This window comes from Psychrobacter sp. Choline-02u-9 (assembly GCF_002836505.1).
Classification (GTDB): domain Bacteria; phylum Pseudomonadota; class Gammaproteobacteria; order Pseudomonadales; family Moraxellaceae; genus Psychrobacter.
The window spans coordinates 31,843-55,420 of record NZ_PJBF01000047.1 but is presented as its reverse complement, the minus strand read 5'-3'; the positions used below and the strand labels follow the sequence as shown (position 1 = coordinate 55,420).

Annotated in this window: 21 protein-coding genes and 1 pseudogene; 7 read left to right on the top strand and 15 right to left on the bottom strand. The window is 41.7% G+C overall.

Translation table 11 applies throughout. The features are described 5' to 3' along the window. Positions 1–263: 263 nt before the first annotated feature. The 3 genes from CXF69_RS14320 (at position 264) to CXF69_RS06290 (ending at position 3,620) form a co-directional block, all read left to right on the top strand. Positions 264–413: a hypothetical protein gene (locus CXF69_RS14320; protein ID WP_156410696.1), complete on the top strand. Its 150-nt coding sequence runs from the start codon at positions 264–266 to the stop codon at positions 411–413. 65 nt (positions 414–478) lie between these two features. Continuing rightward, positions 479–1,975, top strand: a complete 1,497-nt coding sequence (locus tag CXF69_RS06295; RefSeq protein WP_101205030.1) for a M16 family metallopeptidase — start codon at positions 479–481, stop codon at positions 1,973–1,975. A gap of 67 nt (positions 1,976–2,042) precedes the next feature. Then, complete coding sequence (locus CXF69_RS06290) at positions 2,043–3,620, top strand: M16 family metallopeptidase (RefSeq protein WP_101205031.1); 1,578 nt, start codon at positions 2,043–2,045, stop codon at positions 3,618–3,620. Between the two features lie 146 nt (positions 3,621–3,766). Here CXF69_RS06290 and CXF69_RS06285 read toward each other — a convergent pair whose 3' ends face one another. Together CXF69_RS06285 and CXF69_RS06280 are read right to left on the bottom strand one after the other, a co-directional pair. Continuing rightward, positions 3,767–4,342, bottom strand: a complete 576-nt coding sequence (locus CXF69_RS06285) for a hypothetical protein (protein WP_101205032.1) — start codon at positions 4,340–4,342, stop codon at positions 3,767–3,769. 268 nt (positions 4,343–4,610) lie between these two features. Then, the gene (locus CXF69_RS06280) at positions 4,611–5,558 is read right to left on the bottom strand and encodes a D-Ala-D-Ala carboxypeptidase family metallohydrolase (RefSeq protein WP_101205033.1); all 948 of its coding nucleotides are present in this window, start codon (positions 5,556–5,558) and stop codon (positions 4,611–4,613) included. Between the two features lie 284 nt (positions 5,559–5,842). Here CXF69_RS06280 and rodA point away from each other — a divergent pair, with 284 nt between their 5' ends. Both rodA and CXF69_RS14645 read left to right on the top strand, forming a co-directional pair. Further along, positions 5,843–6,985 (top strand): rod shape-determining protein RodA, encoded by a 1,143-nt coding sequence (rodA, locus tag CXF69_RS06275; RefSeq protein WP_057760433.1) that lies wholly within the window; start codon positions 5,843–5,845, stop codon positions 6,983–6,985. 1,275 nt (positions 6,986–8,260) lie between these two features. Further along, a pseudogene (locus tag CXF69_RS14645) lies at positions 8,261–8,602 on the top strand (septal ring lytic transglycosylase RlpA family protein); the annotation flags it as partial. A 162-nt stretch (positions 8,603–8,764) separates the two neighbouring features. Here CXF69_RS14645 and radA read toward each other — a convergent pair. The 11 genes from radA to CXF69_RS06215 form a co-directional block, all read right to left on the bottom strand. Next, positions 8,765–10,201: a DNA repair protein RadA gene (gene radA / locus CXF69_RS06265; protein WP_101205035.1), complete on the bottom strand. Its 1,437-nt coding sequence runs from the start codon at positions 10,199–10,201 to the stop codon at positions 8,765–8,767. Between the two features lie 377 nt (positions 10,202–10,578). Then, positions 10,579–11,289 carry an LPS export ABC transporter ATP-binding protein gene (lptB, locus tag CXF69_RS06260; RefSeq protein WP_379544987.1) on the bottom strand — a complete coding sequence of 237 codons (711 nt, stop codon included), beginning with the start codon at positions 11,287–11,289 and terminating at the stop codon, positions 10,579–10,581. A gap of 143 nt (positions 11,290–11,432) precedes the next feature. Then, positions 11,433–11,990, bottom strand: a complete 558-nt coding sequence (gene lptA, locus CXF69_RS06255; RefSeq protein ID WP_102078866.1) for a lipopolysaccharide transport periplasmic protein LptA — start codon at positions 11,988–11,990, stop codon at positions 11,433–11,435. Between the two features lie 89 nt (positions 11,991–12,079). Continuing rightward, a complete protein-coding gene (gene lptC / locus CXF69_RS06250) occupies positions 12,080–12,664 on the bottom strand; it encodes an LPS export ABC transporter periplasmic protein LptC (RefSeq protein WP_057760443.1) in 585 nt (194 codons plus the stop codon). Continuing rightward, positions 12,661–13,227 carry a KdsC family phosphatase gene (locus CXF69_RS06245; RefSeq protein WP_102078867.1) on the bottom strand — a complete coding sequence of 189 codons (567 nt, stop codon included), beginning with the start codon at positions 13,225–13,227 and terminating at the stop codon, positions 12,661–12,663. The genes lptC and CXF69_RS06245 overlap by 4 nt, the downstream gene beginning before the upstream one ends. Before the next feature lie 77 nt (positions 13,228–13,304). After that, complete coding sequence (locus tag CXF69_RS06240) at positions 13,305–14,297, bottom strand: KpsF/GutQ family sugar-phosphate isomerase (protein WP_102078868.1); 993 nt, start codon at positions 14,295–14,297, stop codon at positions 13,305–13,307. A gap of 219 nt (positions 14,298–14,516) precedes the next feature. Continuing rightward, positions 14,517–15,044 (bottom strand): RNA chaperone Hfq, encoded by a 528-nt coding sequence (gene hfq / locus CXF69_RS06235; protein WP_102083166.1) that lies wholly within the window; start codon positions 15,042–15,044, stop codon positions 14,517–14,519. Between the two features lie 327 nt (positions 15,045–15,371). Further along, entirely contained in the window at positions 15,372–16,538 is a 1,167-nt protein-coding gene (gene miaA / locus CXF69_RS06230; protein ID WP_102078475.1) for a tRNA (adenosine(37)-N6)-dimethylallyltransferase MiaA, read from the bottom strand. Between the two features lie 82 nt (positions 16,539–16,620). After that, entirely contained in the window at positions 16,621–18,411 is a 1,791-nt protein-coding gene (gene mutL, locus CXF69_RS06225) for a DNA mismatch repair endonuclease MutL (RefSeq protein WP_102078474.1), read from the bottom strand. A gap of 53 nt (positions 18,412–18,464) precedes the next feature. Further along, positions 18,465–18,995, bottom strand: coding sequence for a tRNA (adenosine(37)-N6)-threonylcarbamoyltransferase complex ATPase subunit type 1 TsaE (tsaE, locus tag CXF69_RS06220; protein WP_101205042.1), 531 nt, complete (start codon positions 18,993–18,995; stop codon positions 18,465–18,467). Continuing rightward, positions 18,995–19,630: a 6-pyruvoyl trahydropterin synthase family protein gene (locus CXF69_RS06215; RefSeq protein ID WP_101205043.1), complete on the bottom strand. Its 636-nt coding sequence runs from the start codon at positions 19,628–19,630 to the stop codon at positions 18,995–18,997. The genes tsaE and CXF69_RS06215 overlap by 1 nt, the downstream gene beginning before the upstream one ends. A 393-nt stretch (positions 19,631–20,023) precedes the next feature. Here CXF69_RS06215 and CXF69_RS14565 point away from each other — a divergent pair, with 393 nt between their 5' ends. Further along, on the top strand, positions 20,024–20,146 hold the full coding sequence (locus tag CXF69_RS14565) for a hypothetical protein (protein ID WP_021815223.1): 123 nt from the start codon (positions 20,024–20,026) through the stop codon (positions 20,144–20,146). A 90-nt stretch (positions 20,147–20,236) separates the two neighbouring features. Here the strand turns inward: CXF69_RS14565 and CXF69_RS06210 are convergent, their stop codons facing one another. Further along, a complete protein-coding gene (locus CXF69_RS06210) occupies positions 20,237–20,569 on the bottom strand; it encodes a YnfA family protein (RefSeq protein WP_101205044.1) in 333 nt (110 codons plus the stop codon). A 221-nt stretch (positions 20,570–20,790) separates the two neighbouring features. Here CXF69_RS06210 and htpX point away from each other — a divergent pair, with 221 nt between their 5' ends. Then, the gene (htpX, locus tag CXF69_RS06205; RefSeq protein WP_102078473.1) at positions 20,791–21,699 is read left to right on the top strand and encodes a protease HtpX; all 909 of its coding nucleotides are present in this window, start codon (positions 20,791–20,793) and stop codon (positions 21,697–21,699) included. A 160-nt stretch (positions 21,700–21,859) separates the two neighbouring features. On the opposite strand, the gene CXF69_RS06200 is transcribed toward htpX, so the two are convergent. After that, positions 21,860–23,554 (bottom strand): alpha/beta hydrolase-fold protein, encoded by a 1,695-nt coding sequence (locus CXF69_RS06200; protein WP_101205046.1) that lies wholly within the window; start codon positions 23,552–23,554, stop codon positions 21,860–21,862. Positions 23,555–23,578: the final 24 nt, after the last annotated feature.

Below are 23,578 nucleotides of genomic sequence, written 5' to 3'. Positions count from 1 at the left end.
ATTTGTTTATTGTTAATGGATTTACATATTGTCATCTGGCTACGAGCGACATGACATCTAATTTTGACCTATTTTAGCATAATTCAAGTCATGCTCAGCCCTTACCCTATTAGACTATCGTCAAAATTTATCTGTTTAAAAAATCACTCGATGATTTGAGAAAGTTTTGCTTAAGGTTTGGACACAAAATTCTGACCTGTTACTTGTCAGACTTCGCCTACTCTACCAAGACTTATTCGATAAATACTTATTAGGAATCCGTTATGTCATTATTCTCTAAGCACTACAAAAAAATCAGCAGCATCAGTGTGGCGGTTTTATTAACGACGACTATATTAGTGACAGGTTGCACCACTACGCAAGAGTTTAGACCGACTGCTAGTGTTATGGTTGGTGCTCAGACCTCTTTGTAATGCCATTTATTACTATGATTAGCATTTAATTCTTCAGTTATTATTTTATATAAGTAGACCATACCATGTCATTGTCTTTACCTCTAGCAGCTGCGCCATTACGCATGGCTTGTGCCTTAGTAGTAGCAGCGTCACTTGCTGCATGTCAAACCAATACGATACCTACTAACTCTGCAACCGCGACAAGCTCAATCGCAACCGATAGCTCGGCTCAAAATATGTCAGATGAAAATAAAACGAGCAAAGACACACAGCCGTCTGAGTTGACAATGGACATGTCAGGTCGACATGAATATCAGTTAGAAAACGGTCTAAAAGTCGTTATAAAAGAAGACCACCGTGCCCCAGTCGCTATGACACAAATCTGGTACCGAGTGGGCTCGGCAGATGAGCCTCTTGATAAAGGTGGTATCTCTCACTTGCTTGAGCACATGATGTTTAAGGGCACGACCAATGTCTCTAGTGATGATTATGAGCGGCTAATTGCTAAGTTTGGCGGCGTCAACAATGCCTTTACCAGCTATGACTATACTGGATACTACGAGCTGTTCCCTGCCAATCGTATGCCATTAGCGTTAGAGCTTGAAGCAGATCGCATGAAAAACCTTATATTCGATGACAAAGAATTTGCCAAAGAGCATCAAGTGGTCATGGAAGAGCGTCGCCAACGTACTGATGACAATCCCCTTGCCAAAGCGTATGAGTCATTTCGTCTGCTGGCCTTACCTGACAGCCCAAAAGGCGAATCTGTCATTGGACCTATGAGCGAGCTAGAATCGATCAAACTTTCAGATTTAAAAGACTGGTATAAGACATGGTATGCACCAAATAATGCAACGTTAGTCATCGTCGGCGACGTGCAACCACAAGAAGTACTTACTCAAGTCAAACGTTACTTTGGTGATTTAGAAAAAAGCAACCTACCCAAACGTACTTCTGTGACTCAAAAAGGCTTCCGTGGTTATCAAAAGGTAGACTCTGAGCAAGCCGTACAAGTACCCGTTCTACTGATGGGTTACAACGTGCCAAGCCTTGCAACGGCAGGCACCAACAATGAAAAACAAGCTTATGCCCTGTCACTTGCGCAAGATGTGCTCGATGGCGGCTTATCTGCACGCTTAGAGAGTCGACTGATACGTGAGCAAGGTCTGCTTACCACGGTTGGTACTTCTTACGACTTGTTAGATCGCGGAGATGGGCTGTTTTTAATACAAGCAACACCTCGTGAAGGCGTCAGCTTAGAGCAAGCACAACAAGCCATAACCTCAGAAATAGAAAAGTTAAAAACCGATCCGATTGCCGATGACGAAATCAGTCGTGCCAAGACTAATACGGTTACTGGTTTGATTTATGCGCAAGACAGCATGGAAGGACAGGCACGTATGATTGGCTCGTTACAATCTATCGGTCTAGATGACAGACTGCTTGCTAAGTTACCAGCTAAGCTCGACGGTATCAGTGTGGCCGACATTCAGGCTGCCAGCAAAAAATATTTGGTCAAAGACAACTTGACGGTGATGCATGTCGTGCCACCTAAAGACAGTAAAACCCCAGCGAAATAGTCGCTGCCTATTATCAAACGTCTCATAAAAATGGCCATAGCACCGTATTCTTAATAAGAAGAAACTCATGATTCAGAATAAATACGACTCTAAAGCAAAACCAAAATCTTTTAAAACTGCTTCAGCCTCTATAAGAAGCACTATCGCATCTAAAAAGGGATCTTATCTCAGTGCTAGCGTAATTTTTGCTTTTAGCATCTTGGCTACTACTGCTCAAGCTGATACAACAGCTTCTGAAGATTACCGCTCACCTGCTGCAGTCGATGCAAGTGCGCCAATTGCTGCTCTATCTAAACTGACCAGCTTAGCCGATGACAAACCTTTAAAAGTCACCGTACCGACCATTCAACAGTTTAAGACCAAGTCTGGCGTACCTGTTATGTTTGTACAAACGACCACCTTGCCAATTGTCGATGTTGATTTGCGTTTTAATGCTGGTAGCGCGCGTGATGGTAGTATCAAAAAAGAAGGTTTTGGTATTGCTAATATGACAGCGACGATGCTCGAACAGGGCTCCAAAAGTCTAGATGAGAACGCATTTACACGTGCAGTGGAAACGTTGGGCATCAATCTAAGCAGTAGCGCATATAAAGATATGTTTATTGTTTCACTGCGTAGCCTATCTGATGACAAGCATCTTCTGCCAGCCATTGACTTAATGACACAGATGGTAAGTGAGCCTACGTTTGACGAGCAAGTTCTAGCTCGCAATAAAGCAAGACTGTTGGTAGGCCTGCAGCAACAAAAACAAGATCCTAATAGCTTAGCAAGTATCGCTTTCAACGAGGCTCTATATGGTATTCACCCTTACGCGCATCCATCAGTCGGCACGCTAGAAAGCGTTCCTACGATTGAGAAGCAACAACTGATAGACTTTAAAAACAAATATCTGGTAGCAGCAAACGCATCTGTTGCTATGACCGGCAACCTGACATTAAAACAAGCCAAAAAACTGGCAGAAGACATCACTGCTAAATTACCTGCTGGCCAAGCTGCCACTGATTTACCTGAGCCAAAACCGCTGACTAAAGCGCAGCATGTTCATATTCCATTCCCAAGCACTCAAACCACTGTACTCATGGGACAGCTAGGTAGCAAACGAGCAACCGACCCAATAGCACAGCAGCAGCAAACCAACTTTGCTGTTGGAAATGAAGTCATGGCAGGAAGTGACTTTAATGCGCGGCTAATGACTGAGGTGAGACAAAACCTTGGCTATACTTATGGAATCTCAGGATCGATGAACCCAATGCTCTCTCGAGGTCCCTACCAGATTGGTTTTTCGACACGTAATGATAAGGCGCGTGCGGCCATTGATGCAAGCTTAGCGGTTATCAACGAAACGCTGGACAAGGGTATCACCACTGAGGAGATGCGCTTAACTACAGATAATCTGAAAAATAGCTTCCCGATGGGATTTGCGAGCAATGTAGGTATCAATAGCTCACTTGGAATGATGAATTTTTACCAATTACCGAATAATTACTTAGCTGACTATACCAATCGCATTGATCAAGTCACACTTTCAGAGGTCAATCAAACCATGCGAGATACGCTAAAGCCTGATAACTTTTTAATAGTTACGGTTGGGCAAGAAGATCCTTGGAAAGAAAAGAAAGTGGTAGAAAAAACCAGTAAGAAATAAATCGCTAGGAAGCAATATTAGAAATAAGCGTTATCAATCCAATGGACGTATTATAAATGGTAAAAAATACTACTCATAATATGTCCATTAATATTTGAACGGCTATAATCTTTAAATAAGAAGTGAAATATTAGGAATGCTTAGTATTAAGAATACTTGGCATCAGAAATTTTTAGCGTAACATCATAGACAAAATGCTCAGGCTTATGGGTAGCCCCGTTATAGCTCAAACGGATAACATGCTTATCATAAGACGTCACTTTATAATTACCATTGGCAAAGTTATGTAGCGTCGGCACAATTAATAGCGCTTCTATTTGACGGTTATCTACTTTAACATTGAGGCGCTGACCCTCTCGCGGATATAAGAAATAATCACAGTAGTCATTTACCATGACCTCTGATATACGTTCGATAACCTGATTACCTGTTTCTTCTTGAATTAATTTTGGACAGACATCAGAGCGCTTAGATGCCAAACGAGCATAAGAGTTCTTGATACTATCTTCTATCTCTTTAGAGCTTTGTATATGTCTATCAGCTTTATCCGTCACTATCATATTGTTTTCAGAGGACATCTCTGTACTACACGCATTAATCAATAATACCGACATAAGTGCAGAAGTAAACAAAGCGCCATACTTATAGTTCGAGTGCAAAAAACTTTGCTTCTCGTTATTTAATTTATGATAGTTTTTCATTGTCGAGCGCTGATTTTTCATAGTTTTCGCTTAAAGTAAATTTGGTGGTTTTCTTTATAAGCCATGAAAATATAAAGGCGATTGATAACACATATTATTAAAGCATAGTTTTTAAAGACCAAACAAATTTTTAATGAACTCATGCGTCTGACCTATGAATCCTACCAAATAATTACAAAATTATTATTTTTAGTAAACACTGGAATAGTATATATAAAAATGAATATACATCTAGCGTTATCTCGGCTAACTTTATATTCATTTGAATTCTCGATTCTTAATAAGTCAATTAATAGCGGCAAGAAGAGGAACTACTAGCGTGATTGAACCCCCACTTACGATAACCATCCGTATCTAAATGAATAGCTCCCGTCGCATATAATCCTAAACCAAAGTTATAAGGCTGTCCTTGATACTGCCAAAACTGGCATAAGCCATCATGCATGGTACTCAAGCGCCATAAATTGTCTTCGTACTCAGGTACCCAGATATCCATAGCACTTGCATTCATATGCTTACTACCGTCTGCCCCGCCTGCACAATCATTCAAACCTGGGTTACGATATACCGAACGTATCTCACTACTAAGTGGTAAAATACCTTGGTTTTTCAACTCACTATAAAGGCGTAATGTTGGTACAATGTTAGACCATAGTTCTTGAGGTGGCAGTTGATAAGGCTCATACCCGCATTTACTCCAACTACGGGCAGTCGTCAGCAGTTGAGACAATGGCGGTACATTCTGTGATCCGACTCGTGCGCTAAGATAACGCTCATACTCTGCTATTTGTCTGGCACGATAACTATTGCTATTTAACCATGCATTAAAGTCCATATTCATAGAATCGTTATAAGCACCATTATAGGTGTTGTTTGCTGTACTATAAGTAGTACCGCGTCTCACTACATTCACACGTTTGTTTTCTTCAATGGACAACCTAGCATCAATCTCGAAATCACGCTGTTTTTGTACAATCAAGTTTTGCATACTGTCGCTATTTGATGCGTTCGCACCACTCAACATGGTAACACCAGGACGCTGATTTGAGCTGTTAGTAGAGGGCGTTATATACGCATTACTGTTATTGCTTGTACTGCTACTTTGACGTATTTGAATACGGCGTTCACTATCATCACTGATGATAACGGCATGAGCACTGACACTGCCAGCACATAGGATAAGGGTGATAATAGGTTGGCAAATTTGCCTATACGCATGGATTTTTGATTTTATCATTGCAATAAACTACCGCTAAAAACGTTTTATCGATACTATCAAATTTTCAACAAGCAGGCTAAACTATCGCTTCTAATTTGAAGTCCAATATTGATAATTAACACTTATCCTTACAACTTTTATAATTGAGTGACTTTATTATTATTTGTGAATTATATAGCCATCGCGTGCTCGCATACTTTTATTAAAGTCGGTACTTTTAAGTACGCTTCTCATCATTATTTACAATGAGATAATTTAGTTAGTACTTCCCTCCTACACCAATTGTTAGCCAAATTCTGCCTATGTCTTCTAACCCGCAATATCGTTTTTCACGTCAGAGCCATCATTTGGGTCAAGGTCATGCACCGACGCTATGGCAACGTATTCATATCGACCCATGGTTAACTTTACTGTTATTGACGGTTTGTTGTATTGGTCTGACGATTCTATACAGCGCCGCCAGCCAAGATATTGGTATGGTTATTCGCCAAATGGTCAGTTATGGAGTGGCATTCGCGGTAATGTTTACCATGGCGCAGATACCGCCCAGTCTCTATCGTACTTTTACGCCCATATTTTATGTCTTAGGACTTATATTATTGGTATTGGTAGATATTATCGGTGAAGTACGTATGGGTGCTCAGCGCTGGATCAATTTGCCGGGGTTCGGTAGTGTGCAGCCTTCAGAGTTTATGAAGCTGGGCATGCCAATGATGTGTGCTTGGTTTTTGTCTAAGCGTGATTTGCCACCGTCAGCGTCTAGCATTGCTATTACTTTGGCATTGATCATTGTACCGGTGCTATTAATTGCTAAAGAGCCTGATCTTGGTACGTCGTTACTGGTCGCTGCTAGCGGCATATTTGTGCTTTTCTTAGCGGGCCTCTCGTGGCGATTGATTTCTGCTGCTGTAATTTTGGCTGTACCGTTTATAGCATTTGCTTGGAATTTTTTACTCCACGACTATCAGCGTACGCGAGTATTGACACTCCTTAATCCTGAAGCAGATGTGCAAGGTGCTGGATGGAACATTATTCAATCGAAGACAGCCATTGGTTCTGGTGGCCTCACTGGAAAAGGCTATCTGGAAGGCACGCAATCACACCTACATTTTCTGCCAGAAGGCCATACTGATTTTATTATTGCCGCCTTCTCCGAAGAGTTTGGTTTGCTCGGTGTCATGCTACTGATGTTCATTTATTTCTGCCTTTTATCACGTGCCTTATATATTGCTTTCACTCATCCTGATGTTTATAGTAGATTGTTAGCTGGTGCTATCGCCATGTCTTTCTTTGTTTATATATTCGTCAATGTCGGCATGGTTGGCGGTATTTTGCCTGTCGTAGGTGTTCCACTACCATTCATTAGTTATGGTGGTACGGCTATCGTGACTCTGATGGCAGGATTTGGCTTACTCATGTCTATCCATACACATAAATCTGGCTAACTGGGATAGGATACTTTCTGTATAATTCGTCTTTCGAGTAAGTCGTTGTAATAATCATGGTAGTACCATTAAGATAAATTGCTTTGTACTACTAATGATTTGATAAAAGACAATGAGCCATAATGCGAAGAAGAGTTTTATTCTTAGCGCTATGGCTTTTTTATTTTAATGATCTTCATATAATTTATGTTCGTATAGATAATAATAGTTACAAATCTGAAATAATTGTTCGTTTTAGCGCCTCTTATTTCTAGGGCGTGTCTTCAATTCAATCGATAGTCATCTAAATGGGTTAAAAATGGCTAAATCTTGCCAAATGGCGTCAAATAGCTGACTAATATCTCGATATTATCTGCGCTATTTTCCTTGTTTGACTGCGATTTATCTCATTTTTATCACCATTTTTAAAATGAGGACACGCCCTAATAGTAAATAGGCAGAATTTCCAATATAAGTTAACCACCTATAAGTCTAGAAAGATTTTATTCCTTGTTTTTTACAAAAAATTGCGTTAACCTCGTTTTACTGTACTCTGATACATAACCCGTACATAGCTACTAATAAACTTTGCATTTAAATATATTTAGGTTGTAGCGTAGCCGTATAGTTAGCATCTTGTAGATTCCAGACTTTCAAATACACTACTTAATTAACGGTTTGATAACAAAGCGATACGCGATGTCCTCTGAACCTTTTATTAACGTAGCATTCTAAAGAAGTTTGTAGATCGCACATCATGTAAATACGACATATAGTGACATTGTCACTCAGTCCTGATTTTGGACTTTGTATTCAATGCTTATCGCTAACTATCATTTGAGCGTATCGTCAGTCACTTTAGCTCTACTTCTGCTGAACACTGATGATAATGAAATGAAAAATTACCATATATTAATATCTATAAGAGCCGCTCATTAATCAATATGAAAATAATAGATTAATGCCATGCTCAATCTAAAATATTTAGAGTTAGGTTTTGATGTATAAGTTATAGAGGTATTTATGAACAAGCGTTTATCTGGTTTACTTACAATGTCAGCAATGTTATTTGCTGGCTCTGCAGTCGCTACCAATGCAAATGCTGTAGAAGCAAAGACCACACTTGCTATGATTTCGCAAGATAACGCCTCCCACATTGACCGTGTACTTGGTGAACTAAGCCGTCAGCATGATGGTGCATCAAGTTTGGTAAAGTCAGCCCGTCAGCCGACTTCATTGGCACTTAGCAGCTCATTGTTAGCCAATGATACGACACAAGTTACCAATGATGAAGATGTATTAGAGCGCTTAACAGCTGTTGCTTCCAACTCTGTCAGTAAGTTCAAGCAGACTGGTCTTGCGTCTTGGTATGGTCGTAAGTTTCATGGTCGCAAGACTGCCAGTGGCGAAACTTTTGACATGAACGGTTTAACTGCAGCGCATCGCTCATTACCATTGAACTGCTATGTCAAAGTCACTAACAAGACCAATGGTAAAAGTGTCGTGGTAAAAGTGAACGATCGTGGCCCATTTCATGGTAACCGTGTATTAGACTTATCTTATGGTGCCGCCAAAAAACTCGGTATTACGAGTAAAGGCGTGGGTAACGTTGCTATTGAGCGCGTTGCAGGACCTTAACTTTAGGTATCAGTTTTAAAGACCAATAATATTGCTAGCCTATATAGCAAAAAAAGCCTAACTCATCATTAGTTAGGCTTTTTTTATGGTCTATATTTATCGTTCCAAACTAACAGTAGCGACTAAACTACTCAAAACAAAGTACTACTAATTCTATATAACTTATAACTCAAAGGCGCTTTCGATAGCATCATCCAGACGCTCAACAGCAATCACATTGATACCTTTAAACTGAGGCGCATCCTTAGCAGGTGCATTGGCCTTTGGAATGATGGCATGCTTAAACCCATGTTTCATCGCTTCCTTTAGGCGTTCTTGTCCATTAGGTACTGGGCGTATCTCACCTGATAGACCGACTTCTCCGAATACGGCTAATGAAGATGGTAACGCTCTCTCTTTAATACTTGAAGCACAGGCCAACAGTACGGCTAAATCAGATCCCGTTTCTATGACTTTAACGCCACCAACGACGTTGACATAGACATCTTGTCCACTGGTATGTATTCCGCCATGGCGATGCATCACTGCTAGTAACATGGATAAACGTTGGAAATCTAGACCCAGCGCCATCCTTCTAGGCGAGCCTTGTGAATCATCTACCAAAGCCTGCACTTCTACTAACAATGGCCTTGTACCTTCACGACTGACCATCACCACAGATCCAGCAACAGGTTTGTCATAACGACTTAAAAATATCGCTGATGGATTGGCGACTTCTTTGAGCCCCATATCAGTCATACCAAAGATACCCAACTCATTAACCGCACCAAAGCGATTCTTGACCGCACGAATCATACGAAAACGCGAGTCAGACTGGCCTTCAAAATAAAGTACGGTATCAACCATATGCTCTAATACTCGCGGACCTGCTAGCGTGCCTTCTTTGGTTACATGCCCTACTAAAAATAGCGCTGTACCTGTTTGCTTAGCATAGCGCGTCAAAATCGCTGCAGACTCCCTAATCTGACTGACACCACCTGGTGCAGAGTTGATAGCATCCGTATAAATAGTCTGAATAGAATCGATAATAGCGATGGCTGGCTGCTCTTGCGTTAATGCAGCGCAGATAGTTTCTACGTTAGTTTCGGCCAGTACACGCAGTCTATCAGCAGGCAAGTCTAAACGTTTGGCTCGCATGGCTACCTGCGCAAGTGATTCTTCACCCGTCACATATAGTGCACTACCTGCTAGTGAATCCGCCCGTGCCATATTGGTCGCCGTTTGCAGCAAGATCGTTGATTTACCAATACCTGGATCACCGCCGATTAACACTACGGAACCCGCCACTAACCCACCACCCAGTACGCGATCGAACTCACTGATACCAGTTGGTAGGCGTGTGTCGAGCGTCACACTTACTGCATTAAGCGGCATGACAGCACTGTGAGTACCAGAGTAGTTACCAGCTGGCGCACTGGTACCACGAGTAGCAGCTCGTGCGTTATTAGGCTTCGCGGTGCTCTTATTGTGATGAGGCATGCTGATATTTGGAGCTTCGACTAAACTGTTCCATTCCCCGCAATCCGTACACTGCCCAGCCCATTTACCAAAATGCGCACCGCAATGCTGACAGACATAGCTGCTTTTATTTTTTGCCATAGCTTATAAGCCTTATTCAGAGGATCAATCGAGAATAATGAAGAAAGTATTGTCACGCTTTATAAGCGCTGATTTAAAAATATTTGTTATGATAAGTCAGCTATTAGTTTTGCAAGCTGTACTTGAAAGAGGATGATGTTAATTGTAGATATAAGTAGTAACTGGCTTATAAGCTCTATATAAAATAGTTGTAGCCAGCTCTATTAGTTAATCAGAAAATACAAAACTGTTGGTATAAATTTTACACAGCATTTGGAAAACAAAATGAATAGGAAGTAAGGAAAATCCATACCAGATAATGCTACTTTAACGGCACCTTTTTGTTTTGAGCGCACTATATAAAATAGAGTATGAGATAAGGAATTTAACGCTCTCACTTATACTTGAAAGTCTTTACCTAGATAAACAGATTTTACTAAATCATTTTCTAACACTTCAGCCGAAGTGCCTTCTGCAATGATAGCCCCTTCTGATACGATATAAGCCTTTTCGCAAATCGCCAATGTATCTCGAACATTGTGATCGGTGATCAAAACGCCAATGCCGCGATTCTTTAACGTTAAAATAACGTCTTTGATATCACCAACAGAGATAGGATCTACCCCTGCAAAAGGCTCATCTAATAAGATAAACTTAGGATCAGCGGCCAATGCTCGCGCAATCTCACAGCGTCGACGCTCACCGCCTGATACGCTCATACCCTGAGACTTGCGTACATGTTCTAAATGGAACTCGCCAATCAACTTTTCAAGTTCTTGCTGCTGTTCAGCTTTACTTAATTCTGTACGAGTCTGTAGGATAGCTAAGATATTATCTTCGATAGATAATTTACGAAAGATTGATGCTTCTTGTGGTAGATAGCCGATACCCGCACGCGCTCGCTCGTGCATTGCATATTTAGATAAATCCATTTTACCTAGCGTAACGCGGCCCTTATCCATATTGACCAGTCCCACCACCATATAGAAGCTAGTTGTTTTACCAGCACCGTTAGGCCCCAACAGTCCGACGACTTGACCCTGTTCGACAGAAAATGAAACGTCTTTGACCACCCAGCGCTTACCATAGCGTTTGCCTAAATTTTGCATAGTCAATCGAGCGACAGGCGCCGTATTGTTATTTGATGCCGATAGGTCTAGATTTTTATCATCGCTCATAACTTACTCTTACTTTCACAAAATTTAAGCATTGCTAAAGGCAGACTTATTTACTCATAGCCTGTTTATTTGGATTAACGTACGCCACTTTGGTTTGTACCATTGTTAGGCGGGAATACCAGTTCAACGCGCTGATTGCCGCCAGCAGTCGCTTCAACATCACCTGCTTTTAGGCTATAACGAATGACGTTACCAGCGAAGCTTGCACCATTCTGAACCAGTTTCGCATTGCCAGTTAGCGTAATAATCCCAGACACTGCGTTGTAGTCAATTTTATTAGCCTGCCCTTTTGCCAAGCCTTTTTCTTGCGTGACTACTTGCTGCATAGTCGCTGGACGGCCAGTTGCTACCGCCGAGTTAATGCTACGCTGCTGAGAAAGATTGACCGTGATGTTGTCAGCCGTCATCTTAAACGTACCTTGGGTAATAATGACATTACCTGCATAACTGGTCACGCCGGTACGCTCACTATAAGTGGCTTTATCCGCTAGCAATTTAATCTGCTGATTAGAATCTGATGGCAACGCATGACTATATAGCGGTAGCGCCAATAACATCACCATTGGCAGTGCGCACAATTTGTGCAAGCAGAGTGATGATGCGCGTAAAGTAGGCAAAAATTTAAGTTTCATATAAATAACTCATTTCATAATAGGTGGTAGGATTTGCAAACTTTATGCTAGCTGCTATTTTTTGACACAGTAAATAAGAAAGACTTTGATTAAAACAATGCTTTGTCTTGGCGTTCAGATGGAGAAAAGGCAACAGCCACTTGGCCAAATTCATACTCTCCCGTCTCAAGATTGGCAGTCATACTAGAGGCTTCAAATCGATTCATGCCTTGTTCGATTTTCACAGGCGCATCACTGTATACCTTGCCTGATTTCGTATTACCTTTTAGCGTACTACCAGTTACTTTTATTGGTTCGATATCAGGGGTACTCTTATTACCTTCGCTCACCAGTGTAAATCCACCTGATAAACTAAGCTCCCCTGTCTGTTGACTGATGGCTGCACTGCCCGCTTGAATACGATAACGTTGCTCTGCAGATGGTTCCCAATTCATGGTAATGCCTGACATTTCATCCTGATTGGTCTCAGGATTATGCGTCAAAGACTCAGCGGTAAGCTCGTATTCGGTTTCACCTTGTTCATTGGTCTGAACGGCTTTGATATCAGTGGCTTCATAATCGACATCTGTCGTTTCAATATTGACTGGCGGCGTCACGTCACCTTGCTGCTGAAAAAACCAACCCGCGATACCAGCAATAATTAAGGCTAATACAATTAAGACACGTGTATTCACGACTGGTTATCCTGAGTTTGCGCCTCATCAAGCGTGTAATGCGCGATAAAGTCTTGATAATGTCCATGACCTTTTAAAATAAGGTCACATATCTCGCGCACTGCACCAGTACCGCCAGCACGAGTCGTTACCATGTCACTGCGCTTGATGACTTCAGCATGCGCATTAGGTACGGTTGCCGCAAAGCCTACTGTTTGCATTGCTTTGATATCTGGTAAATCATCGCCCATATAGGCACAGTCAGCAGCAGTGATATTCAGGGCAGGATCTAGAGAAGATAGCAGCTCGTTTAGCGCAACAAGCTTATCATCACGGCCTTGCACCACATGGTTGACGCCCATTTCTGCTGCTCGCTTATTCACCATCGCACTACTACGGCCGGTAATAATGGCTGTCAAAATACCGTAGCGTGCTAACGACTTAACACCCACACCATCCTGTACGGAGAACGCTTTGGTCTCAACACCATTGGCATCATAGATAATTTGACCATTGGATAAAATACCATCGACATCCATGACCAATAGTTTTACTTGTCCGGCTTTCTGTATCAAGTCCTGCATTATTTATCTCTTTTTAATATTTATTTTCGAAGCATTATTCTATATAGCTTAACTATTTCAACGGCAACTCACAAACCTTATTTGACCCCAGCTTGCAGCAAATCATGCACGGTAATAATAGCTTCTAAACGATCTTCATCATCAATAATCAATAACTGGCTAATACTACTCTCATTCATGACACTTAGCGCATCTGACGCACGCATCGTTTTACTGATATGACGTGGATTACTGACCATTACTTCATGCATTGGCGTTTGTAGATCGATGCCTTTTTCTAACCCTCGGCGCAAGTCACCATCTGTGAACACACCGACGACCTTATTGTTATCATCAGTCACTACTGTCATGCCTAATCGCCCAGCAGACATGGTAAATAAAGCTTGTTGCAATGGGGCTTGCTGATGAATCAAAGGCAAGTCTTCTGAATTGGTATGCATCAAATCTTCAACACGCGTCAATAACTGACGACCCAGGGCACCAGCAGGATGTGATAATGCAAAATCTTCAGAAGTAAAGTTACGTGCGTGTACTAAAGCAACCGCTAACGCATCCCCGAGCGCTAAAGTAGCTGTCGTACTGGAGGTTGGCGCTAAATTAAGTGGACAAGCCTCTTGCGACTGACCGAGTGTCAATACAATGTCAGCTGCTCGTGGCAACATACCGCGCTTATCACGACTGATACTGATAAGAGGAATATTTAGATGCTTAACAACTGGCAGTAGCATCTTGATTTCATCTGACTCACCTGAGTTTGAAATAGCAAGCAGCACATCACCTTTTACAAGCATTCCCAAGTCGCCATGCCCTGCTTCACCAGGATGCATAAAAAAAGCAGGCGTACCAGTTGAGGCAAAGGTCGCTGCAATCTTGCGTCCAATTAGACCTGATTTACCCATGCCGGTGACTACCACTCGACCCTTACAAGTCAGAATGATGTCACATGCTTGGGCAAATCTGTCGTCAATCTGCTCTATTAGTAGTGCTAACGCAGATATCTCTGTGTTAATGGCCTCGATAGCAGTGGTAATAAATTGCTCATGGGTTAAGTTGTTTTTGGTATCACTCATGAATCCGCTCTATTTTTATAATGAATCAATACGCTATTTTACTACACTATGTTTCATATTAGTAATGGTCTACAAAATCTACACTAATATAGTGCTTTATACTGAATAAAGAGCTTGCTGCTATCTATACAAAAAAAACCCACTATTATCAGCAGGTTTTAAACGAATAAGTCATGTCTTAATATTTTTTTAGACCACATGCTCGATTAATGCAGTGCTTTAGCTGTTGCTATCATTAGAACCATCGTTTGGCTTATCTTCAAAGCCTGTGTTATCTGCCGTGGCATCAAACCCACGATCTTGACCGAAACCACCACGCTCAAACCCGCGCTCTTGACCTTGACCAAAGCTACCGCGTTCAAAGCCGCGATCCTGACCTTGGCTAAAACCACCACGATTAAATCCACTGCGACTCGATGCAAAACCACGTTCTTCAAAGCCGCCAGCAGCAGGGTTACTACCACGTTCAAAGCCACCGCCTTGATATCCAGTCTGTGCTGCGCTCTGAGGCTGAGCACTTGTACCTGTCGTCGTACTACTACGCGGGTTACGTGCTGGCACGACTGTTGAAATGGCATGCTTATATACCATTTGGCTCACTGTGTTTTTCAGGAGAACAACATATTGATCAAATGATTCAATTTGGCCTTGTAGTTTAATGCCATTGACCAAGAAAATAGAGACAGGAATGCGATCTTTGCGCAGCGAGTTCAAGAACGGATCTTGTAAAGTTTGTCCTTTTGACATGAAATCTCTCCTAAATATTATATAGTTATGTTTTGAGTGCCAATTATTTTAAGTGTTAATTTAATTATAATGGCTAAAAGGTAGATACAATAAGGTGTTTTCTTTATAAAACGTATCTAAATAAATATTCGTTGCTCTTAAGTGATTCCACTTTATCGCGAATACGTTATTATTGTAAATAATTAAGTAACTAGTTGTTTCGTTAATACTTTCTGTCTACAAAAGTTCATAAACTAGACATCATAACAATGCTCAACGTACTGAGCCAAATTATAACAGCTATCTATGCCAATTTTTGAAACTAATTGTGTTAGCTATCATTGCACCCTAAGACAAGTACTCTCGTGCTTCGGCCATGGTTTCAAACGTTTGTAATATCATACGACTGCTATTATTAGCCCCGCTCTCAGATTTTGCTATCCCAGTTGATGATGTATTGGGCAATTGCATTACCTTTCTTAGCCATGTGTACTGACGTTTGGCTAGCTGTCTTGTAGCATATAATGCCTTATTTTGCATTTCCTGACAAGCAAGCGCCTCGGTCTCTTGGTTAGCCATGTTTGGTTGAGCAGCTGAATGAGCAACATTATCTGAGATTTCTTTTTCTCCGTTGACAGCTGTATGCTTTCCAAAAGCTTCATAAAATTGAGCTTTATCTAGATGAGCCTCATTAAATATCGGATGATCAATATGCACCAAGTATTCTAGTACTTGCCTGTAACCCACACAGCGCATCGAAGGCATATTAGGCGTGAGCGGATACTTTTTTAGTAAGTCTATGACTTCAGCCACTAGCCCTTCATTCCACATTATGTCTAGACGTTGTTCGATACGATCATGTAGCCATGGACGATCTGGCATTACCGATAGCGCGTGCCACTGCTGATTCGGATTATGTGCCAATGCTTGCTTTGGCTTGCGCTGCCAGTCACTTATTGGAATATGTGTTTGTAGATAGACTTCAATTGCTCGCGTGATACGCTGAGTATCAGTAGCATTCAAGCGCTCATGACTTATAGGGTCTATACTCCCCAAATAATCATATAGAGCGCTAATACCTTCCTCTTGACGCCACTGCTCTACGCGCGCCCGTACGCTGTCATCGCTATCAGGCACAGGAGACAATCCATCGAGTAGCGCCATGTAATACATCATGGTGCCACCTACTAATAATGGTATCTTGCCATTTCTGTGACATTCGTCAATAAGACGAGCAACGTCACTGACAAACTCCGCCACGCTATAGCTTTGCGTAGGATCGATGATATCGACCAAATGATGTGGATAACGCGCCAGCTCAATCGCTGTTGGCTTGGCTGTGCCAATGTTCATGTCACGATATATCAGCGCTGAGTCCACAGAAATTAATTCAAAACGACCTGTATCGTATAGCTCGTATGCCAGTGATGTCTTGCCGCTAGCAGTTGGTGCCATAAGACAAACCACGCTATTATCCGCCAGCTTGTGAGGTAGGCTATCAGACGAATGTTGCATAAAGTGGCCTTTCATAATATATGGATAACTCAGATATCGATTGGTTTAATTGCTTTAAGATGTTGTAATTATTTTCAGATATTCAGGATAGCATTAGCTTTACTAAGAGGTGACTGTCTATCGCTTTAATAGCATTGTTCATGATTATTTCAGTAAGATCATTTGCAAAAACTATTGAATCTTGCGCAGACATTTGCGTATTGACACTAATAAGTTGCTGATTAATCTCAGTAGCACTGCTTGGCAATCTATCTTTTTTGAATACTTGCTGACTAGAGGTAAGTGATTCGAACAACTGGCTTACTTTAAACTGCCAGTCTTTAGCACTTATCAGTGCACACTGCCCTTGGTGATAAAATAATAACCAAGGTAGCTTTTTATCATCTGTGTTTAAGTCCATGTCAACAGCTTCTACATCGTTAATGATATCTAAGCAAATTGGTAAAGATGCAGAGGTAGCTGCTCCATCAGAATAATGTGACGTGCTGTTGTTACTATTGTTACTTTGGTCTGATCGTTCATTGATATAAGATCGCGCTGACTCTTGCAATGAAGGATTATATGAAAGTGATTGGTTTGCAGTAGACTGATAAGACTGCTTATTAGATTCTACTTTATTATGCTGCCTTGGGTTATTGCTAGACTGACTACTTGAGATGAGCATTTCAGACAAACGACTTTCAGAAGCATCTTCGTTTGATAATTCTTCAGATATGTATTGGCTGTCAGTTTCTGGCTTCGGTACAGATTTAAATGCAGAATCAATTCCAAACCCAAACCCAAACTTAGCTACATCGATCGTTTTCAACTGCGTACGAACTGTATGGCCTAAGTGCGCCATAATATTATTCAATGGACTAATTTTGATACGTTGTTTAGATGGATGTACATTGATATTCAACCATTGCGTTGGCAAATCAAAATACAGTGCATACCCCATACCTGCTAGCTGCGCACCTTGTGCCAGTTGACGTATTTGATTGCTAATCAGCGCTTCCTTTACTAGTCTGCCATTTACATAAATCAGCTTTGGTAAGTCAGATTTTTCATAATGCAATGGCCATAACCAACCACTAATCGCTGCTTGATTAGCATTGCTACTATCATACTCTACAGACGACTGTATCAGACTCGACAAATCTATCGATATTGCTAATGCATTATCTGTCAATGCCATACCAGTCGCTTGTTCCAACCGCGGTAGTGGCAAACGACTGTCATTGTTACCACTAATACTCGTAGCACTTGCAGATAATGATAGCCGCTGTTTATTGTCATGGTAAAGTGTCAAAGCAATATCGGCACGCGCCAGTGCGACTTCTCGAACGATGGTTTCGATATGACCGAATTCAGTAGCAATAGATTTTAGGTTGCCACGGCGGGCAGGCACATTGAAATACAAATCTTTTACGACAATCGTGGTACCGCGGTTATGCACAACTGGCAACAGTTTCGGTATGTCATCTAATACGCCAGCGACCTGTAATTGACGGCCAATACCACTCTCATCATGACTACTGGTTAAGGTCAAACGCGAGACAGCAGCCATAGCCGCTAACGCCTCACCGCGAAAACCCAACGTCGTAATACCATGTAAATTAGCAACGTCAGCAACCTTACTGGTCGCATGACGAGTGATGGCCATGACCATATCATCAGGATGAATGCCCACCCCATTATCTACTACCTCAATCAGGCCCATACCGCCTTGAGTGATGCGCACTTCAATATTGGTCGCGCCAGCATCGATGGCATTTTCCAGCAGCTCTTTGACCACTGCTGCTGGACGTGTCACCACTTCACCTGCTGCTAATTGATTGATTAGCAACGGCGATAGTTTTTTGATGCGGGTATTAGGATAATTATCTGGCATTGATAGATGTCATATTTTTGGAAAGTAGCGATTGGTATAATTTAGATATTCATTTAGATGCTAAGTTGTGATAAATCCAAACCTTGCGCTTGACCTGCCTTTGACAACCTCAACTGCACTTGGCGAGTTTCAGTGTCGTTATCATCACTGACACTTTGAGTCATATCGATGAATAACGTGGGCGGCGGCAGATAGCTATCAGCGCGGCTAGCCCATTCGATAATGACCAGAGCATTTGGCTCATCCAGATATTCATCAAACCCAATGAAAGACAGTTCTTCTGGATCTTGCAAACGATACAGATCTGCATGATAAACTGGCTTAATCGAGCCATCACTTTTCTGAATACTGTAAGGCTCAACCAAGGTATACGTTGGGCTTTTTACTGCACCTATATGACCAAGCGCTTGCAGCCAATAACGAGTCAACGTGGTTTTGCCTGCACCCAAGTCACCTGCCAGCCACACACTGCCTGTCAATGGCAGATCAGCTAATTGCTGCGCCAATGATTGAGTATCTTGCTCAGAGTTCAGTATCAATGTTTGCGAGTATGTGTCGTCTTTTATAGATTCATCAGTGTGCATCAGTCTGAACCTGCCTGTGCTTGCTCTGTTTGTACCTGCTCTGTCTGTACCTGCATGGTCACAGTTGGATTGGTAAAGCTTTCACCGCGAATCAGCTTGGCATACAGCTCAGAGTCAGTCCACTCAGCACGAACCTGCTCACTGAATTCAAAATCTTCTAAGACCAGCTTACCCATTTGATCGTTTGCAACATCATCAGCAAAACACTGCGCATACCCTGTCGCCGTCTCGTGGGCAATCACTGAGTACACGCTGACATCCGCTTCACCATTTTGCATTTGTGTCTGACGTAGTATTTCTTGTGCCCAAAAGAATATCACTCGTGAAAACTGCTCTGCTGATGGTGAAACTGGCAAGCTAATCCAACGTGCGCTGAATTTCTTACACGCTGCAACATACTCAGGATCATCTTTGTTCCAAAAACAAATGGCATGATCAAAGCTATCTATAATGTCTTTGATTGAAGATTTTAGCAGACCAAAATCATAAACCATTTGCCCATGGTCTAAACGAGTGGCCTCAAGGATCAGCTCGATCTGATAGCTGTGGCCATGAATCGAGTGCTTACAACGCTCAGAACTACAGTTACGAACGATGTGAGCATTTTCAAATTTGAACAGTTTACGAATACGCATAATAATTTGACCAAAACAGTAAGCACTATGGTGCTAAATGTTAATAAATAAGAGTTTGCCGCGTTTATAAATCGGTTTATGACTCATTATAGCAAATCGCCATGTATCCGTAAGTAAGCACTTATTAATACAATGATTGATTGAACGAATCAATTGATAGACTAGGACTAACCTTATTGGAGTTGCTCGTCATTCTGCATAAAGAACACTTAGCGAAAACAATAGAGGATTTGAATGATAATTGAATCGTAGACGAATTGTGCGAGCGCTATCTATTACTAAAGCTTAAGCCTATACTCTATTCAGTAAGCAGCTATGTTAGCTGTATTCACCCTGTCTTGAATGCGCTTAACTTGGCGTCAAGAGTAGTGTGCTGTAAAAAAGGAAACGATTATGAGCAAAGGTCAAGATAGTAAGAAGAACGTTAAGAAAAAGCCCCTTTTGACTGCTAAAGAAAAGAAAGCTGCCAAACAAGCTAAGAAAGACGACAATGGTAGTATTTTAGGTAAACATTAATAATCAATACATCAATATGCCAATCTGACCTAACCGTTTGATTGGTATTTTTTGATTCGTCATTGGCTTTTAGCTAAGTACTGTCTTTAATTAAGCTCCGCGCGGTGCAAACATAATAATCGCCATTCCTAATAGTGCAACTACTGAACCCACTATGTCCCACATAGTTGGCCGTATACCATTGACCGTCCACAACCATAAAATCGCCATACATATATAAACGCCACCATATGCAGCATAGACCCTGCCCGCAGCAGTTGGGTGTAATGACAGCAGCCAAACAAACGCGACTAAGCTCAGCGTACCAGGTATCAGCAGCCAGATTGACTTGCCTTCTCGCAGCCACAGATAAGGCAGATAACATCCTGCAATCTCAGCCAATGCAGTAAGCGCAAATAGCCCAACCGTCTTTAATTCTGTCAAAAATCACTACTCCTCATCTACTACTTTTCTAACCTGCTAAGACCAGCCATGTATTGTACGGCATTCCCCAAAATAATCACCCTATCTCTGTCACCACTTATAAAAAGCTATTTTTTCTGACATGACAGTTAAAATCACAGTACAATCTATCATAACAAACAAACCTCTTAGATAACCGTCTATCGAGGCCATACCGACATTGTAAATAGGAAGTTAGCATCATGATGCGTATTGGATTATTTTTATTAACCAACTTAGCAGTGATTGTGGTATTTAGCATTGTGTTTGGGATACTGTCCAGATTTTTTGGGATTGGCGGTGTATATACGGCAGGTGGGCTAAACTATGTCAGTCTTGCTGTTATGTGCGGTATCTACGGTATGGTTGGCTCGATGGTGTCACTCTTTATATCAAAGTGGATGGCTAAAAAATCTACGGGTACAGTAGTCATAGAATCGCCACGCACCGCTACTGAACAGTGGCTGGTCGATACCGTAGCAAAACAAGCGCAAGCCGTAAATATCGGTATGCCTGAGGTTGGTATTTTTAATAATTCGCAGCCAAACGCGTTTGCAACTGGCTGGAATAAGAATAAAGCACTAGTAGCAGTGTCGTCTGGTCTACTACAAAATATGAATCAAGATGAAGTCGAGGCCGTATTGGCGCATGAGATTGGTCATGTGGCTAACGGCGATATGGTCACCCTTGCGCTCATTCAAGGCGTGGTCAATGCGTTTGTGATGTTCTTTGCGCGCATTATCGGTAGCTTCGTGGATCGTACTGTTTTTAAAAACACCAGTGATCGCCCCGGTATCGGTTACTTTATCACCAGTATTGTGATGGATATTTTGCTTGGATTTTTGGCGTCTGCCATCGTGATGTGGTTCTCACGCTTACGTGAATTCCGTGCGGATCAAATGGGCGCAAAACTTGCCAGTCGCGAAAAAATGATCAGTGCGCTTGATGCGTTGCGTCCTTCTGCACAGCGACCAGATCAAATGCCTGAGAGTATGAAAGCGTTTGCAATCTCGTCTGGGCAAACTCAAGGCTTTAGTATTGCCAACTTATTCCGCTCACACCCCACGCTTGATGACCGTATTGCGGCGTTAAGAGAATATAATCCTAATTAATGACAATCGATTTAAAACCAACTTGCTACTTGTTAGCAGGTTGGTTTTAAAAAAATACTTTATATAGAAAATTAGAAGTTAGAGTATGAATACTCAGTCACTATCATTTTATTTAGTAGTAAAAGGCTAAACATTAGCGCTAGTTTAAATAAAAGAGATATTACTTCTTTTCCTTAGATGGAAAAAGCGATACCAAACCATCTCCTATGATTCCTCGCCAAGCAAAGTAATCATGTCCTGCAGCATACTCTTGATAATGTGTATCGTACCTTTTTGCCAATAAAACGTCTCGCAGATGACGATTGGTTCCCAATATACCGTTGCTACCACTTTTACCACGAGCCGTTTCAAACACGCCTGCGCTCAAAAAGAAACGAACGGGTGCCTTATCCATTTTTATTACCTCAGACGCTACGAAGTGTTTATCTTCTGCTGTCTGATCTTTTGGATGCCACCAGTAAGACCCAGACATAGAGATAACATTGCCAAATATGTCGGGGTGACGTAGTGCGATAGTCGTCGCTGCTAAACCGCCATAACTTGACCCTGCAATGACCGTTCTATCCGTTGGTATCGCTACTGGCAATCGTTTATTTATTTGTGGTACTAACTCATTGGCCAATACATCTGCAAACATTGGGTTGGCAGGTAATTCACGTGCACGGGCATCATTATCAGGATTGCTAATAAACACCGCTGTCACTGGTGGAACCTTACCTTCTGCAATCAAATTATCTAAAATCGTGGGCAATCCAACCGTATCAATATAGGCTTCCGCATCAAAGATATATAACAGCACCGCATCATCTTTACTATTCTCCTTGTTGTTATTAACAGTTGGGGAGTAAATGGTGATATCGCGAGTATTGTCCAATGTACTATTGGTAAATTTAAAGGTAGACAACTCTCCTTTGGGAACCTCTGCCTGTCTTTTTATCCAACGCCTATTTGGTGCGTCTTTTAACGTAATAGTAGATTTGGTTGTGTACTTATCAGTGGCTGAACGTGGCCATGAATGGTGATTATAAGGATCGGCTTGAGCCACGGCTTTTATGGCGACTCTACGAGCAAACTCAGACAGAGGTGGCTCAGGGGTATTGGGAGCAATCTGATAGGATAAGTGCGTGTTGTTTGGCACAATAAAGCTTTTGTACCATGTATCAGAGTCTACCAATCGTTGCAATGCATCATGATTGGTGGACGGGCCACCCATTAACTTGACATTGCGATAGTCTCCTCGCGCTAAAAACGTCATCACAGTGCCCAAAGCTGTGTCTTCAATCAGCGGTGTACCTAATACTTCCACTTCCGCCCAAAAGCGATCTGTACTCTGCCCTTTCTGCAATGACTCAAGTAATGCCGATACTCTGGGGCTGAGTAACGTGTCAGAACTGTCTAGAGAATTTCCTAAAGAACCTTTTAAATCTTGCTCTGCTAAACTAACACGTTGTTCGAGCACTATCTGATAAGCACCTGAGCCAGACAGTCGCCAGGTCTCTGCACAGTTTTCGGCTACTGAATAGAAGTGTTGTTTGCCACTTTTATTATCAATCAAACGGCGCGATACTTTTCCTGTGGCATCGATAACATCTAGCGTCATCATACTTCTATCACTCTCAACATATCCGGTTAGATAATCGCCTGTATCGCAAGGAACGCTAAAATCTAATGACTTATGCTGTGGCTTGATATCAGCGTTTTCCCTGTTGGAATGATTTAAATCGCCTTTTAAGGGACTTTCAATCGTTAGCATCGTTGCCTCCGAACCAAATGCAGGAAATGACGCCGAATATAATAAAAAGGTAAAGCCTGCTATGGCCCATTTTTTCTTAGGAAGAAATCGTATGTATCTCATTCACTACTCCCTCATTTATTCACT